The 14,338-nt window shown below is 29.7% G+C and carries 14 protein-coding genes and 2 pseudogenes; 9 read left to right on the top strand and 7 right to left on the bottom strand.

Features of this window, described 5'->3' with window-relative positions:
• Nucleotides 1–53: 53 nt before the first annotated feature.
• The 7 genes from tilS (at nucleotide 54) to B5E87_RS05405 (ending at nucleotide 6,529) form a co-directional block, all read left to right on the top strand.
• Nucleotides 54–1,289 (top strand): tRNA lysidine(34) synthetase TilS, encoded by a 1,236-nt coding sequence (tilS, locus tag B5E87_RS05430; RefSeq protein WP_191341358.1) that lies wholly within the window; start codon nucleotides 54–56, stop codon nucleotides 1,287–1,289.
• 27 nt (nucleotides 1,290–1,316) lie between these two features.
• The gene (gene hpt / locus B5E87_RS15390; RefSeq protein ID WP_087297786.1) at nucleotides 1,317–1,847 is read left to right on the top strand and encodes a hypoxanthine phosphoribosyltransferase; all 531 of its coding nucleotides are present in this window, start codon (nucleotides 1,317–1,319) and stop codon (nucleotides 1,845–1,847) included.
• A gap of 15 nt (nucleotides 1,848–1,862) precedes the next feature.
• Nucleotides 1,863–3,818: an ATP-dependent zinc metalloprotease FtsH gene (gene ftsH, locus B5E87_RS05425; protein ID WP_087243910.1), complete on the top strand. Its 1,956-nt coding sequence runs from the start codon at nucleotides 1,863–1,865 to the stop codon at nucleotides 3,816–3,818.
• Between the two features lie 132 nt (nucleotides 3,819–3,950).
• Nucleotides 3,951–4,823 (top strand): Hsp33 family molecular chaperone HslO, encoded by an 873-nt coding sequence (hslO, locus tag B5E87_RS05420; RefSeq protein WP_087243909.1) that lies wholly within the window; start codon nucleotides 3,951–3,953, stop codon nucleotides 4,821–4,823.
• Nucleotides 4,824–5,008: 185 nt separating this feature from the next.
• The gene (locus tag B5E87_RS05415) at nucleotides 5,009–5,533 is read left to right on the top strand and encodes a flavodoxin domain-containing protein (RefSeq protein ID WP_087243908.1); all 525 of its coding nucleotides are present in this window, start codon (nucleotides 5,009–5,011) and stop codon (nucleotides 5,531–5,533) included.
• A 29-nt stretch (nucleotides 5,534–5,562) separates the two neighbouring features.
• The gene (locus B5E87_RS05410) at nucleotides 5,563–5,961 is read left to right on the top strand and encodes an SRPBCC family protein (RefSeq protein WP_087243907.1); all 399 of its coding nucleotides are present in this window, start codon (nucleotides 5,563–5,565) and stop codon (nucleotides 5,959–5,961) included.
• Nucleotides 5,962–5,989: 28 nt separating this feature from the next.
• The gene (locus B5E87_RS05405; RefSeq protein ID WP_087243906.1) at nucleotides 5,990–6,529 is read left to right on the top strand and encodes a DUF1697 domain-containing protein; all 540 of its coding nucleotides are present in this window, start codon (nucleotides 5,990–5,992) and stop codon (nucleotides 6,527–6,529) included.
• Between the two features lie 181 nt (nucleotides 6,530–6,710).
• On the opposite strand, the gene B5E87_RS05400 is transcribed toward B5E87_RS05405, so the two are convergent.
• Nucleotides 6,711–7,157 (bottom strand): nucleotide triphosphate diphosphatase NUDT15, encoded by a 447-nt coding sequence (locus tag B5E87_RS05400; protein WP_087243905.1) that lies wholly within the window; start codon nucleotides 7,155–7,157, stop codon nucleotides 6,711–6,713.
• Nucleotides 7,158–7,373: 216 nt separating this feature from the next.
• Between B5E87_RS05400 and dusB the strand changes: the two genes are divergently transcribed.
• Together dusB and B5E87_RS05390 are read left to right on the top strand one after the other, a co-directional pair.
• Nucleotides 7,374–8,372 carry a tRNA dihydrouridine synthase DusB gene (gene dusB, locus B5E87_RS05395; RefSeq protein WP_087243930.1) on the top strand — a complete coding sequence of 333 codons (999 nt, stop codon included), beginning with the start codon at nucleotides 7,374–7,376 and terminating at the stop codon, nucleotides 8,370–8,372.
• Nucleotides 8,359–9,258 carry an Ig-like domain-containing protein gene (locus B5E87_RS05390; RefSeq protein WP_087243904.1) on the top strand — a complete coding sequence of 300 codons (900 nt, stop codon included), beginning with the start codon at nucleotides 8,359–8,361 and terminating at the stop codon, nucleotides 9,256–9,258. Before dusB ends, B5E87_RS05390 begins: the two co-directional genes overlap by 14 nt.
• 322 nt (nucleotides 9,259–9,580) lie before the next feature.
• On the opposite strand, the gene B5E87_RS05385 is transcribed toward B5E87_RS05390, so the two are convergent.
• The 6 genes and pseudogenes from B5E87_RS05385 to B5E87_RS05360 form a co-directional block, all read right to left on the bottom strand.
• The gene (locus tag B5E87_RS05385; RefSeq protein ID WP_087243903.1) at nucleotides 9,581–9,901 is read right to left on the bottom strand and encodes a hypothetical protein; all 321 of its coding nucleotides are present in this window, start codon (nucleotides 9,899–9,901) and stop codon (nucleotides 9,581–9,583) included.
• The gene (locus B5E87_RS05380) at nucleotides 9,891–10,349 is read right to left on the bottom strand and encodes a hypothetical protein (RefSeq protein ID WP_087243902.1); all 459 of its coding nucleotides are present in this window, start codon (nucleotides 10,347–10,349) and stop codon (nucleotides 9,891–9,893) included. Before B5E87_RS05380 ends, B5E87_RS05385 begins: the two co-directional genes overlap by 11 nt.
• A 196-nt stretch (nucleotides 10,350–10,545) precedes the next feature.
• Nucleotides 10,546–11,130, bottom strand: a complete 585-nt coding sequence (locus tag B5E87_RS05375; RefSeq protein ID WP_087243901.1) for a histidine phosphatase family protein — start codon at nucleotides 11,128–11,130, stop codon at nucleotides 10,546–10,548.
• A 483-nt stretch (nucleotides 11,131–11,613) separates the two neighbouring features.
• A pseudogene (locus tag B5E87_RS05370) lies at nucleotides 11,614–11,769 on the bottom strand (amino acid--tRNA ligase-related protein); the annotation flags it as partial.
• A 517-nt stretch (nucleotides 11,770–12,286) separates the two neighbouring features.
• The gene (locus B5E87_RS05365) at nucleotides 12,287–13,318 is read right to left on the bottom strand and encodes an AbiH family protein (protein WP_158095560.1); all 1,032 of its coding nucleotides are present in this window, start codon (nucleotides 13,316–13,318) and stop codon (nucleotides 12,287–12,289) included.
• Between the two features lie 582 nt (nucleotides 13,319–13,900).
• Nucleotides 13,901–14,065, bottom strand: a pseudogene (locus B5E87_RS05360) (amino acid--tRNA ligase-related protein); the annotation flags it as partial.
• Nucleotides 14,066–14,338 lie beyond the last annotated feature (273 nt).

The following is a 14,338-nucleotide window of genomic DNA, read 5'->3' as shown; positions in this document are numbered from 1 at the left end:
TTTTGTTTTGGAATTATCATTTCTTTGATATAATGTCCTCATGGAGTGATAGCATGAATTTAGAGTTATTAGATCGTTCAAAATATTACGTGATTGGTGTGTCTGGTGGATGCGATTCAATGTATCTTTTAGATACTTTAAGAAAGGAAGGGTATCATTTACTGGTGGCTCATGTGAATTATAATTATCGTCATGATAGTTATATGGATTATGAGTTAGTCAGTGATTATTGTGCAACGTATGGAATTCCTTTCTATTATAAAGAATTTCATCCTCAAGATTATCATCAGGGTAATTTTCAAAATCAGGCAAGAACGTTAAGATATAATTTTTATAAAGAAATCTATGATCTTTATCATGTTGATGGTGTGATTTTAGGTCATCATTTAGATGATCATCTGGAAACTATTTATATGCAGTTATCCCATCATAATACGGTTCACTATTTAGGAATTAAACAGGAAACACATGTTCAAAATATGCGCATTATTAGACCTTTAATGTGTCTATATAAAGAAGAAATCATTAAAAGATGTCAAGATGGGCATATTCCTTATCATGATGATTATACAAATTTTGAAACGGATTTTGAAAGAGATAAAGTTCGTAATACTGTTTTGAATCATTATACATTACAACAAAAAGAAGAACTTTTAAAAAAGGCTGAAGCACATAATCAAAGAATCAAAGAATTAGAGTTTAAAGTTCAAACCTATTACCAACAATATAAAACAGATGGCATTATTTACTATTATTATATTCCTAAAGAGTTAAGAGAAATCTTCCTTTATTTAATTTTACGTGATGTGATGCCAACACAGTTAATTTCTTATTCACTTATTCAGGAAATCAAGCATCAGATTGATAGTGTGAAACCAAATATTCAAATGAATTTACCAGTTAATTATCTGTTCATAAAAGAATACGATAATATCTACATCATTGATAAAGATAAAACCAAGGGCTATCATTTTGAATTTAGAGAATATATGCCTTTTGGTTGTGAGTATTTCCATTTATTAGATAGTGGTCATATCAATGAAGGGGTCTTTCTTGCCCCTGAAGATTATCCAATTACTATCCGTACAATGAAAGAAGGCGATAGCATTATGACATCTTCTGGAACAAAAAAACTCTCACGTCTATTTATAAATGCAAAAATTCCTGCTTTGAAAAGAAAAACATGGCCTGTTGTCGTGAATAAGGATGGAACTATTGTTTTAGTTCCGCATATTGCAAAAAACATTGATTATTTGACTACAAAACCAAATGTATTTGTGATAAAATAAAAAGGCTTATTATAAGGAGTGAGAAGTATGCATAAAGATGTTAAAGAGATTTTATATACTCAAGAAGAAATTGTTGAGAAGTGTAAAGAATTAGCAAAACAAATTACAAATGATTATAATGATAAAGAAGTGATTCTGGTTGGTTTATTAAAAGGATCTGTTCCTTTTTTAGCGGAATTATCTAAATATATAGAATTAGATGTGACATTTGATTATATGGATGTCAGCAGTTATGAAGGTGTTGAATCACGAACAATTACAATCAAGAAAGATTTGGATCAGGATGTCAAAGGTAAAGATATCTTACTTGTAGAAGATATTTTAGATACCGGTAAAACATTAACAACAGTCAAAGCAATGCTTGAAGAACGTGGTGCAAATTCTGTTGAAATTGTCACAATGTTAGATAAAAAAGAAGGACGTACTTATCCAATTGAAGCCAAGTATGTAGGATTTGAAATTCCTAATGCATTTGTGATTGGATTTGGATTGGATTTTAATGAGAAATATCGTCAACTACCTTATGTAGGTATTTTAAAAGAAGAATGTTATCAGTAGTGAAAAGGAGATTATATGAACAATAAGAATAAGAGTTTAATAAAAGCCATATTGCCTTGGGTTCTTGTCATTATTTTATTAAGTTCATTAGTTCCATTATTAAATATGGGGCGTACAAATGAAGTGAACTATACTGAGTTTACGGAAATTGTCAATAAAGAAAATGTAACTGAAGTATCAGTGATGCCTGGTATTTATGTGACAAGTGTAGAAGGACAATATACAAAGACTGAAAAAGGTCAAGAAGTCAATTATACATTTACAACAAATGTTCCACAAACTGATCAGGAATTAGATTCTTTAATTCAGTTAATGGAAGACAAAGGTATTACAGTTGAAGTTTTAGATGCAAAAAGTGAAAATATGTTGGTAGATACTTTATTAGGTTTACTTCCATATATTTTATTGATTGGTGTGATGTTTTTTGTAATGAGAAGTATTGGTGGTGGCGGGGGTGCCAATGCCAAAGCTTTCGATTTTGGAAACTCACGTGCGAAATTAGAGAAAGACAGCAAAACAAGATTTACAGATGTTGCTGGAGCAGATGAAGAAAAAGAAGAATTAAAAGAATTAGTAGATTTCTTGAAAAATCCAAAGAAATTTGCCAACATGGGGGCTAAAATTCCTAGAGGTGTATTACTTGTAGGGCCTCCAGGTACAGGTAAAACATTACTTGCAAGAGCAGTGGCTGGTGAAGCCAATGTACCTTTCTATTCTATTTCAGGTTCTGAATTCGTAGAAATGTTCGTTGGTGTTGGTGCTGGACGTGTGCGTGATATGTTTAAAAAAGCAAAACAAAATGCACCATGTATCATCTTCATTGATGAAATTGATGCTGTGGGGCGTCAAAGAGGAACTGGTGTCGGTGGTGGACATGATGAACGTGAACAGACATTGAACCAGTTGTTAGTTGAAATGGATGGATTTAGTGGTAATGAAGGTATTATCATTTTAGCAGCAACAAACCGTGCTGATGTCTTAGACCCTGCATTACTTCGTCCAGGACGTTTTGATAGACAAATTCAAGTTGCAAACCCAGATAAAAAAGCGAGAGCTGAAATCTTACGTGTGCACGCACGTAATAAGAAATTTACAGATGATGTGAATTTTGATAACATTGCACAACGTACTCCTGGGTTCTCAGGTGCAGAGTTAGCTAATGTATTAAATGAAGCGGCTTTATTAGCGGTTCGTTTAGGACATAAACGTATTACTTTAGATGATGTTGATGAAGCGATTGACCGTGTTATTGGTGGACCAGCGAAAAAATCACGTAAGTATACAGAAAAAGAAAGAAAATTGGTTGCTTATCATGAAGCAGGACATGCAATTATTGGTTTAACTTTAGAGGATGCCAATAAAGTTCAAAAAGTCACAATTATTCCTAGAGGTCAAGCTGGTGGATATAACTTAATGACACCAAAAGAAGAAACGTATTTCCAAACAAAATCACAGTTAATGGCAAGCATTACTGGATTCATGGGTGGACGTGTAGCTGAAGAAATCTTCTTTGGTGATGTCTCTTCTGGTGCGCATAATGATATTGAACAGGCGACTCGTATTGCCAGATTAATGGTTACTGAATTAGGTATGTCTGATTTAGGACCAATTAAATATGATTCTGGTCATGATGCAGTATTCTTAGGTAGAGATTATTCATCTACAAGCAATACACATTCTGGTCAAATTGCTTATGAAATTGATCAGCAAGTTCGTAAGATTATTGATACTTGTTATGAACAATGTCGTCAGATTATCAATGAACAAAAAGATAAGTTAATTATTATTGCGAATGCTTTATTAGAGCATGAAACATTAAATAATGAACAAATTGAATCATTATATAACACTGGACATATGTTAGAAATGGATAATGGTGTGGATGATGATCATCATGATCAAAACCCACCAGTAGAAGAAAAGAAAAACACAGTGAATTTAGATGATGATTTACTAGATGAAATGAAATAAGCACGTATGTGCTTATTTTTGTAAGAGGAGATTACAATGAAAAGAAGTACAATGAGTAAATTATTGGTTCTTATTATTATTGCGTCTATGGTTATTCCGTTAATTGGTTACTTTGCGCTAGGAGGTTAAAAGATGAAAGATTATTTAGTGAGAGGTTTAGTACAATCAAAAAACTGTCGTGTATTCGCATGTACAACACAGCATTTATTAGAAACAGCAAGACAAAAGCATGACTTATGGCCAACAGCTTCAGCAACTTTAGGACGTTTGATGTCAGCCACTTTGATGCTTGGAGCGATGAATAAAAATCATGAGAAAATGACCGTTACAATGAACGGTGGTGGATCTATTGGCACATTAATGGCATGTACACATAGTGATGGGAAAATTAAAGCTTTTGTTGGAAATCCACATGTTCATTATACTTATGAAGATACAGGTAAACTCGGTGTTGGTTTAGCTGTAGGAAATCAGGGAACTTTACAAGTGATTAAGGATATGGGATTAAAAGAACCATTTGTTGGGACTGTACCTATCCAGACAGGTGAAATTGGTGAAGATTTTTCTTATTATTTTATGGTATCAGAACAGGTGCCATCTGTCGTTTCATTAGGTGTTCTTGTTGATACAACAAATGAAATCTTATCTAGTGGTGGATTTATTATCCAACTTTTACCTGAAGCCAGTGATGAAGATATTTCTTATATTGAAGATAAAATGAGAAATTTCCCAGCGGTTTCTGCTTTATTAAATGAAGGTCATACACCTGAAGAAATATTAAAAATGATTTTTGAAGATGTTGAAATATTAGATACGCAAGACTTATCTTTTGAATGTGACTGTTCAAAAGATAAAATGAGAAATGCATTAATGACAGTAGGAAAAGATGAAATACAAGCCATGATTGATGAAGATCATGGTTGTGAAATGACATGTCAGTTCTGTAATTCAAAGTATACTTTTAGTGAAGATGAATTAAAATCATTATTAGAGGATATCCAGTAGGATATTCTTTTTTTATGTTGTGAAATCATAGAATGTCTTACGACTATTTGATGATACAAAAAATTTTGGAGATAATAGTTTGTTAGAAGCTGAAAAGAAATGATTGTGTGATATATTCCTGATATAATTGTATTGTAAAATATAATTTATCATGAAAATGCGTTATGAGAAAGTGAGATGAAAATATGGAAAATGGTATTATCATTTATCAATCAAAGTATGGATCAACAAAAAAATATGTCAATTGGTTAATTGAAGAAACTCAATTTGATTATATAGAAACACCACATGCAAAGATAAAAGATATAGAAAAATATAATACAATTGTATTATGTGGTGGTATCTATGCTTCTGGTATAGCAGGTTTATCATTTCTTAGGAAAAACTATCATTTATTAAAAAATAAAAAAATAGCTATACTATGTGTTGGTGCATCACCATTTGACAAGAAAGCATTTAATGAAGTAAAAGCACATAATCTTAAAGAAGATTTAAAAAATGTACCAACATTTTATGCGAGAGGTGCTTGGGATGAAGAAAAAATGTCATTGAAAGATAGAACTTTATGCAAAATGTTACAAAAAGCTATAGCAAAGAAAGATCCTAGCACTTATGAACCTTGGATGAAAGCACTCATGAGTGCAGTAGGAGAAAAATGTGATTGGACTGATAAGGAATATCTAAGACCATTATTGGAATATATTCAATAAAAATTATAATTTGAGAGGAAGTGCAAAAAATGACAATTTCAAATATAAAAGACAGCATTGATAGTAATATTCATAAAGTTTGGGAAACTGTTTTAGCAGTTGATAAATATACTCAATGGCGAAGTGATTTAAGTAAAACGGAAGTAATAAATGAAGAACAATTTATTGAATATACCAAAAACGGCTATCCCACCACTTTTACTATCACTGTTGTAGAACCACATAAGCGCTGGGAATTTGATATGGAAAATAGCAATATGAAAGGATATTGGATTGGCATTTTCACTTCCATAGACGATAAAACGGAGATTGATTTTACAGAACAGGTAACAGCAAAGAAATTCTATATGAAGCCATTTGTAAAATCATATTTAAAAAAACAGCAAACACAGTTTGTTATGGATTTGAAAAGAATATTAGAGAAATAAATCCTAATTTATAGAGGCGATGAAGAATATGAAAAGATATGTTGCCTTATTGAGAGGAATCAATGTAAGTGGAAAAAATAAAGTCTTTATGCCAGCATTAAAAGAAGGTTTTGAACAACTTGCATTTGAAGATGTTAAGACTTATCTTAATAGTGGAAATGTTATTTTTTCTAGTCACGAAGATGATATAAAGAAGTTGACAAATCAAATTGAACTCATGATTCACAATCAGTTTCATTTAGACATTTCTGTTTTTGTTATATCAAAACAAGATCTTCTAGATATTTTACACAATTCACCTCAATGGTGGGGCAATAATAACAAAGATATTTATGATAATCTTATTTTTATTATACCACCAGCAAAATTCTTGGACGTCTATAATGAAATTGGGGAACCAAAAAAAGAATTAGAAAAGATAGAGAATTATAAAGAAGTGATATTTTGGTCTTTTAGTCGTAAAGATTATCAAAAAACAAATTGGTGGTCCAAGACAGCAAGTGCAAATATCAGTTCAAAACTAACGATAAGAACAGCAAATACAGTCAGAAAAATAGCCAATTTGTAATCACTTTTCAAATAATGATATAAAATGAAAAGTCATATAGATAAAGATAAATTTTTATAAAAAAAGAAGGCACAAGGGGAAGGTGCCTTCTCTTTTTGGGGTTTACCAATATTAGGAATATAACTTTGATAACTTACATCTATTTTATATTGGGGAGGAAAAATAGAGGGGAAAGTGTAAGTTATCTGTTTATATGGTTGACAGATCTTTTATTTTTATTCAAATAAAATTCAATAAATTTGAGTGAGGGTAAATAAATATTTTTAGGTAACTCATTTAATGAAAACCAGCGCCATTCATCTTGTTTATCAGGTTCCATAACTTGGAGCTTACCATCATATTTTTTGGCCATAACATGAATCGTTACAAAATGTTTATCTTTTTGGAAATCATCAACAACATTAACAATATGTAAATCATCAATATGAAGATTTGTTTCTTCTTTGACTTCTCTTTTTGCACATTCATATATTGTTTCATCAAATTCCTGTTTGCCACCTGGTAGACACCAGCAATCAGGTTGATAGATACCACCTGTATCTTCATAATGAGCATTTCTATGTCCCATGAGTATTTGATTATCATGAATAATCATAACACCTACACCCACTTTTATGTGTTTTTCCATCATGATCACCTCAATCATCATTATAACAAAAAATACGATTCTTTTGATGAGAATCGCATTTGTTTATTACTAACAATGTATTTTGAATGGGAGAGGGAAAATATTACATTGCCAATGGAAAATTTATTCTTTATCGCCTCCTATGTTTTATACTATATCAAGTATTTGTCTTTGTATTTTCAAGAAAGTATGTTATATTGTGTTATGGTGAAAAAAATGAAAATTGGAAATATAGAAATTAAAAATAGAATTATTATGGCGCCTATGGCTGGTATCACAAATGTTGCGTTTAGAAAGATTATTAAAGAATTTGGAGCTGGGCTAGTCGTTAGTGAAATGGTTAGTGATAAAGCCTTGTGTTATGGTAATCAAAAAACGATCGAAATGTTGACGATTGATGAAGATGAACATCCGGTCAGTATACAGATATTTGGTGGGGATGTAGATTCCATGGTCAAAGCAGCCAAGTTTGTAGACGAACATTCAAACTGTGATATTATTGATATTAATATGGGATGTCCTGTTCAGAAAGTTTTAAAAGCTCATGCAGGAAGTTATTTGTTGCAGTATCCAGATTTGGTTTATGATATTGTTAAAAATGTGGTGGAAGCTGTCAGCAAGCCAGTGACTGTTAAGATACGTATTGGCTATGACTTTGATTCTATTAACTGTGTAGAAATTGCAAAATTGATTGAAAAAGCAGGAGCGAGTGCTATTGCTGTACATGGAAGAACACGTTCACAAATGTACGAAGGTCATGCCAACTGGGACTATATCAGACAGGTGAAAGAAGCTGTCTCTATTCCCGTTATTGGTAATGGAGATGTCAAAACGGCTCAAGATGCAAAACGTATGTTGGAAGAAACAGGTTGTGATGCTGTGATGGTTGGAAGAGCAGCACTTGGGAATCCATGGGTTATTCAACAGATGGTTGCTTATGTTGAAAATGGAGTTTTATTAGAAGAACCAACAATGGATGAAAAACTCAATCAATGCTTATCACATGCTAAAAGATTGATGAGTGTTGAGGGCGAAAAAAATGCTATGAGACAAATGCGAGGGCATGCTCCATGGTATATCAAAGGTTTAAAATCAGCAAGTGCTATTAAGAATCATCTCTCTAAAGTCAATACATATAATGAATTAGAAGAGATTATAGAAAAATATCGCATTTATTTACATACAGGTGATAAAGCAGTTTTTGAGGAAAGATAGGGGAAAAGATTATGGGGAAATAAAAAAGAAAATTGTTTTACCAATTTTAGGTATATTTGTTATTGTATGCATTATAGGTATTATTTTATGGAATAGGCAAGATTTTCATTTAATCAAAGATACATTAACTTTAGAATATGGAGAAACTTTACCAAATCAATTTGATGATTTTATTGATACTGATGGTGATATTGCAAACATTGAATACAGCAGTCAGGATATAGATGATTTTAAAGATATCTTAGATGTTGGAAATTATACAATTGATTTCCAATTGGGAGATAAGAAGGAAACGTTGCATGTCTCAGTCGAAGATACAACTGCTCCTCAGTTACAATTACAAAAAGAGGCAACAGCTTTACAAAATCATACTATTGATTATGAGAGATGTTTATCTATACAAGATTTATCAAAATGTGACATCACGATTAATGATGATGACGTGAATTACAACACACCTGGAAAATACATAGCCAAAGCTATTGTCAAAGATCAATATCAAAATCAATCAACAATAGATATACCTGTCACAATTGAAGAAGTGACTTTAAAAGCTTCAAAGACTACAATGACTTTGAAACCAAATGAAACACAAACATTAAAACTCACAACGAACAGTCATCATGCTATTACATATTCATCAAGTAATCCAGATGTTGTGACTGTAGATGAAGCAGGACATATATCTGCATTAAAAGCAGGTTCTGCAACTATAAGTGCCACTGTAGATGGACATACACAAACATGTCATATTACCGTCCCATCTACACAAAAGAAATCAACGACATCTTCTCATCATACAACACATCATTCTTCAACAAATAGAACAACACAATCATCAAATACGAATATTGGAGAAACAGTTTATATTACAAAAAACCGGTAGTAAATATCATCGTGCTGGTTGTCGTTATTTAAGAAAAAGTCAAATTGCAATTTCTTTAAGTGAAGCTAAAAATGAAGGATACACAGCATGTAGTGTGTGTTTCTAAAATATAAAAATCATCAAAATATATAAATAGGAGATTTTAGAAATGTTGAGTTTAATCATCATTTAGAAAATCTCTTTTTATTTGGCTTAAGAACATATTTTCAAATAAATTGCTACTATTTTGATAATTAAATAATAGAACTATTATAAAAATTTTGAATTGATGAAGTATATAAATATATGATCTATAAAAAAATGGTAAGCATAATCACTTACCTTACCTTTTTGAATATTTTCTCCTTATAAAAAATTCATAAATGGCCATAACAACAAACATTCCAGGTACAGCAGTGAAAATGGCTATATGAAGAACAACTGTTTGGTCGAAAATAACGCCTTCTAAAATGAAAATCAATCCATATATAAACAATAATAGTGCAGTGGCATGATTATGTTTAGCAACATCTGTTATATTTTTGGCAAGTATAGGGCGAATGTTATGATAAATTGTAAGAGGCTTCTGAGATAAATAATGATAAATTCCAGTGGCTATAACTACGAATCCAATAATAATGACTAAATAATTTTCAGTGGTCATATGATACCTCTCCTTCATCATTTTCCTTTTCATTGTTCATATTTATATATTGTTCAATCGTTTGATCTGAATAACTTAACAGATGACCAAATTCATAAGCGATTTCTGTTCTTAACTGAGAATATTGTTGATTTATAATAGATTGCCTTTTGTGTTCTTTTAATGCAATATATTCTTCTATATATTTCTTTTCTTTATAAAAAATAATATTATATGTTTTTCTATTGAGTGAATAAGGAAATAAATCAGTAATTAAAGGATCATCATCCAAATAATAATAAGTTTGATATTGATTTGTGATAGTTTCCACAAAAGGAATATAGCTATCTCTTTCTTCTTTGGTAGTACAAGGATGAGCTAAAGCTATATTTTTTATACCAGCTTTGACCATTTCATTAAAACAATCAATAACACCACATTGATAGGAATAGGGATCAATTTGTTTCATGGTTGTTCAAGTCCTCTCTTTTTGAATGTCATTGTTATAATAATTATATCATATACACCAACAAGTTAAAATAATGATGATATAGACAAGAAACGTTTTTATAATGATGCTTAAAGAATAGTTTGATAAATATGATAGATTTCATGAATAATAAAACAGGACTATTTTGTCCTGCTTTAATAATAGAGTACGATTACTAACTGAATTCTGGTCTTAAGATATCAATATATTTAAATTTTCCATCGTTATATTCAAAGTGTAAAATACAGCAATTAGTGAAACCGCCATTATCCCTTACTATATTTGGATCAGTTACTGAACTTAAGAAGGAATAACAGGCACCACCATGAGATACAGCTAAAACATTTTGATGATCGTCATTTTCCATGATTTCAAGTAAACATTTTGACATTCTTTCTACAACATCATGCGTATATTCTCCACCATAATGAGGGAATAAGTCATCATAATTGAATTCACTCCAACGCTTTGGGTTTAAATCTTCACTTTCTCCTTCAAAATCACCAAAATTTCTTTCTTTAAGTTGTTTTAATCTTTTATAGGGTGTATCCTGTCCGATAATAATTTCTAATGTATCACAACATCTTTCAGATGTAGAACTATAGTAATGATCAAATGAAATATCTTTTAAACATTTCTTTGCTGCTTTGGCCTGCAAGATGCCAGTTTTGGTTAAAGGGGAGTCACACCAACCCTGTATTTTTCTTCTTTTATTAAATAGCGTTTCTCCATGTCTCATCAAATATAAATGTTTAGTCATCAATATCACCTCATATTGATTATATCAAATTTATTATAAATAACCAAATACTTCTTTTATGCCATTCCCTATGCTTATAGAGCATATTTATTAATCATTTTCTTTATTGTTACCAATCTAACAACATTGGGTGATATAATAATGTTTAATTCAATTATTTCTGTTATGGTAAAGGTCATTGTATATTAGATATGCGAATGGTTAGACAGTCACTTTTAACGATAACTAGCCTAGTGTTAAGTTCGCTCTAAAAACTAAAAAGGTAAGGAGTCACAATCCTTACCTATTTGCATTTGGTACAATGCTATCTGATTTACAAGCAGATTATAACATGTAACCTACCTAATCTCAAGTATGATTACTTTTAATAATTTTTTACAGAATATTGTTATGCATTTACTTGATTAAGATTACTTATAGTATATCAGATGAAAAAGTATTTGTTTTTTTGATTTTCAAATTTAAATTATCTTGTTTTTATCGCTATTTATTTCTTGGTTTCATCTGAGGGAACAAGATAACTTCTTGGATAGATTCTTGACCAGTTAATAACATAACAAGTCTATCAATACCCATACCCATTCCACCTGTTGGAGGTAATCCGTATTCCAAAGCTTCTACATAATCTAAATCCATTTCAATCCATATATAATTTTTATATATGTTTTTACGTATTTTTGTGTGTTAATGAATATAGAAAAAAAGGAAAAATTTGTAGATTTTATATTTAATTACTTCGTTTTGTATGCCAAAATGTATGCCACTTTATGAAAATATTCATATAACTAGTGATATCTATTTTTCATCATAATATTTCTTAATATTAAATTGTTAAAGAAATTATTATTTGATATAATGCATTTGTTATCGTTCCTCCCTTTGAAAGGAGGTGATACAATGTTTCTCGATTTGATTATTTCTGTCATGGCAGGGGTAATTGTATATTACATATGCAAATGGTTAGACAGATATTTATAACGATAACTAGCCTAGTGTTAAGTTCACTCTAAAAACTAGAAAAGGTAAGGAATGCGACTCCTTACCTTTTTGCATTTGATACAATGCTTCTCGATTTATGAATAGATTATAACACTGAATCTATTCAATTTCAAGTATGATTATTTTTCTTTGTTTTATACATAAATATCTTACTTTTCTAGACTAGTATTTTATCTGCTTTTTGATTTATTAATTGAAAATCAAATAAATCCGAATTATAGCTAAATATAATTTGTCTAGACACCCTATCTTTTTCTTGATTATCCATTTTATACCTTGTTAAAAAATCATCTATATCTTCATCTTCTTTTATAAGTGATTGATATGATAAAATAGTATTAGAATATTCATCTCCCAAATATTTAAAAATCACTAGATAACGATTTGAAGAATTTTTCAGCCACTGTAATATTTTTCCCCACCAAAAATTATCGGAGTTTCCTAAAGACATTCCATAAATACAGATTATCTCACTATCATTAATAAGTTGAGATACTTTTTCGTTTTTTAAATTTCCTAATCGATCATTTAAAAACGGTTTAATAAAGACTGTTTTTATTTTTCTATTATTTTTTAAATCTTCATTATATATTTGTGTATTATCATTGACTCCCATAATCATATCTTGACTTAAAGAACCATGTATTTTTATACATTCACCTATGGAATGCAAATATTTTGTTCCTCCATATTCATGAGAACCTACACTGCTATATTTTGATGTTGTAATATCAATAACATTTTGAAAAAGATTTGTATAATTAAAAATTATAAAATTAAAAATGACTTTCTGTTTACATGAATTGATTATAGAACTTAATTTTTGAGATCTGGCCAAATCAGTTCTTTTATAAAAATTATTTATTGAATTACATGTTTTATCAGCTATTTCATCCGATAATTGATCATAGTTAATATCTTTCTCTTGTTCTGATAGATATTTTGAAAACTCTATTTTAAAATTCCCAAATGCCCCAATGAATTCTTCCATATTATCAATAGTTATATTTCTTAGTTCTTTCCCACAAGCTAGTTCAAAGTCAGCCCATTCATCTGGATTATCTTTTATTTTATCTACTATAATATTTTCATAATTTTGAGATAATAAATAATTATAAAAATCTTTATATCTAGATTTTAAACCCATTTTTAAATCAAAACCATTACCAATAAAAAAAGTAATTTTCATATGTACATTCACTCCTGTCCCATTTTGGATTAAACATTTTATTTTAAACCCTATATGAATAGATGTCATCATTTAAAGTCTAATCTTTATAAATATTGAAATAGCTATTTCAATATTTTTTCTTTAACAATATTTGTTTCTTAATCATACAAGAAAATTATAATGTCTATCTTAAAAAATTTAGTAGGTAATCTTTTAATAGCGTTATAAACTTGAATATCTTTTTCTTTATCAGCATCAAAAACCAACCTGATCTGCTTAATGTTTGGTAAGGCTTCTAGTTCAGCAATTTCTAATAATCTATTTGTTATAAATGTTTGTACTTGTTGTTCATCTCTTTATTAATTATAACAAACAATATGAATATAACAAATACTTTTAACGTATCGCTATTCATTCTTATAAAATATATTTGATAAAAATTTAGTACGATTTTATAGTAAATTCCGTTATAAAAGTTAAGCAAAAAAGCATAACTTTATGATCAATAGTCATGAATTGTTTCGTATTATCATATCATAAATTTATGCTTATATTTATATTATTAATTCATTGATAATTCAAATTGTCTTGATTTTATCACTATTTATTTCTTGGCTTCATTTGAGGGAATAAGATAACTTCTTGGATAGATTCTTGTCCAGTTAATAACATCACGAGTCTATCAATACCCATACCCATTCCACCTGTTGGTGGTAATCCGTATTCCAATGCTTCTACATAATCTAAATCCATTTCGTTTTTTTGTTTAAATAATTGTGTACCAAAATATGATAATGGGAGCCTATTGGCACTAAGTTAAATATTTTTTTATATGTAATTATTTATAAAAACATATAAGTTGTGTCCATTTTTTTGTCCACTTATAGTTATTTATTATTTTTATCATAATAATATATGAAATATAAAAGATGATAGTAACATTTACTATCATTTTCTAACTACTTCTACACCGATTGTTTGATGATCCATTTATAATTCACTCTCCTTTAGTAATAATTATAACTCTTATTGTTACTA

It is taken from the genome of Massilimicrobiota sp. An142 (assembly GCF_002160725.1).
Taxonomy (GTDB): domain Bacteria; phylum Bacillota_I; class Bacilli_A; order Erysipelotrichales; family Coprobacillaceae; genus Allocoprobacillus; species Allocoprobacillus merdigallinarum.
The sequence above is the reverse complement of the archived record's forward strand: the minus strand, read 5'-3'. Positions and strand labels throughout refer to the sequence as shown.

Bases quoted from the DNA above. Each gene is read 5' to 3' on its own strand.
- tilS (WP_191341358.1), top strand. From the start codon at position 54: ATGAATTTAGAGTTATTAGATCGTTCAAAATATTACGTGATTGGTGTG.
- hpt (WP_087297786.1), top strand. From the start codon at position 1,317: ATGCATAAAGATGTTAAAGAGATTTTATATACTCAAGAAGAAATTGTT.
- ftsH (WP_087243910.1), top strand. From the start codon at position 1,863: ATGAACAATAAGAATAAGAGTTTAATAAAAGCCATATTGCCTTGGGTT.
- hslO (WP_087243909.1), top strand. From the start codon at position 3,951: ATGAAAGATTATTTAGTGAGAGGTTTAGTACAATCAAAAAACTGTCGT.
- B5E87_RS05415 (WP_087243908.1), top strand. From the start codon at position 5,009: ATGGAAAATGGTATTATCATTTATCAATCAAAGTATGGATCAACAAAA.
- B5E87_RS05410 (WP_087243907.1), top strand. From the start codon at position 5,563: ATGACAATTTCAAATATAAAAGACAGCATTGATAGTAATATTCATAAA.
- B5E87_RS05405 (WP_087243906.1), top strand. From the start codon at position 5,990: ATGAAAAGATATGTTGCCTTATTGAGAGGAATCAATGTAAGTGGAAAA.
- B5E87_RS05400 (WP_087243905.1), bottom strand. From the start codon at position 7,157: ATGGAAAAACACATAAAAGTGGGTGTAGGTGTTATGATTATTCATGAT.
- dusB (WP_087243930.1), top strand. From the start codon at position 7,374: ATGAAAATTGGAAATATAGAAATTAAAAATAGAATTATTATGGCGCCT.
- B5E87_RS05385 (WP_087243903.1), bottom strand. From the start codon at position 9,901: ATGACCACTGAAAATTATTTAGTCATTATTATTGGATTCGTAGTTATA.
- B5E87_RS05380 (WP_087243902.1), bottom strand. From the start codon at position 10,349: ATGAAACAAATTGATCCCTATTCCTATCAATGTGGTGTTATTGATTGT.
- B5E87_RS05375 (WP_087243901.1), bottom strand. From the start codon at position 11,130: ATGACTAAACATTTATATTTGATGAGACATGGAGAAACGCTATTTAAT.
- B5E87_RS05365 (WP_158095560.1), bottom strand. From the start codon at position 13,318: ATGAAAATTACTTTTTTTATTGGTAATGGTTTTGATTTAAAAATGGGT.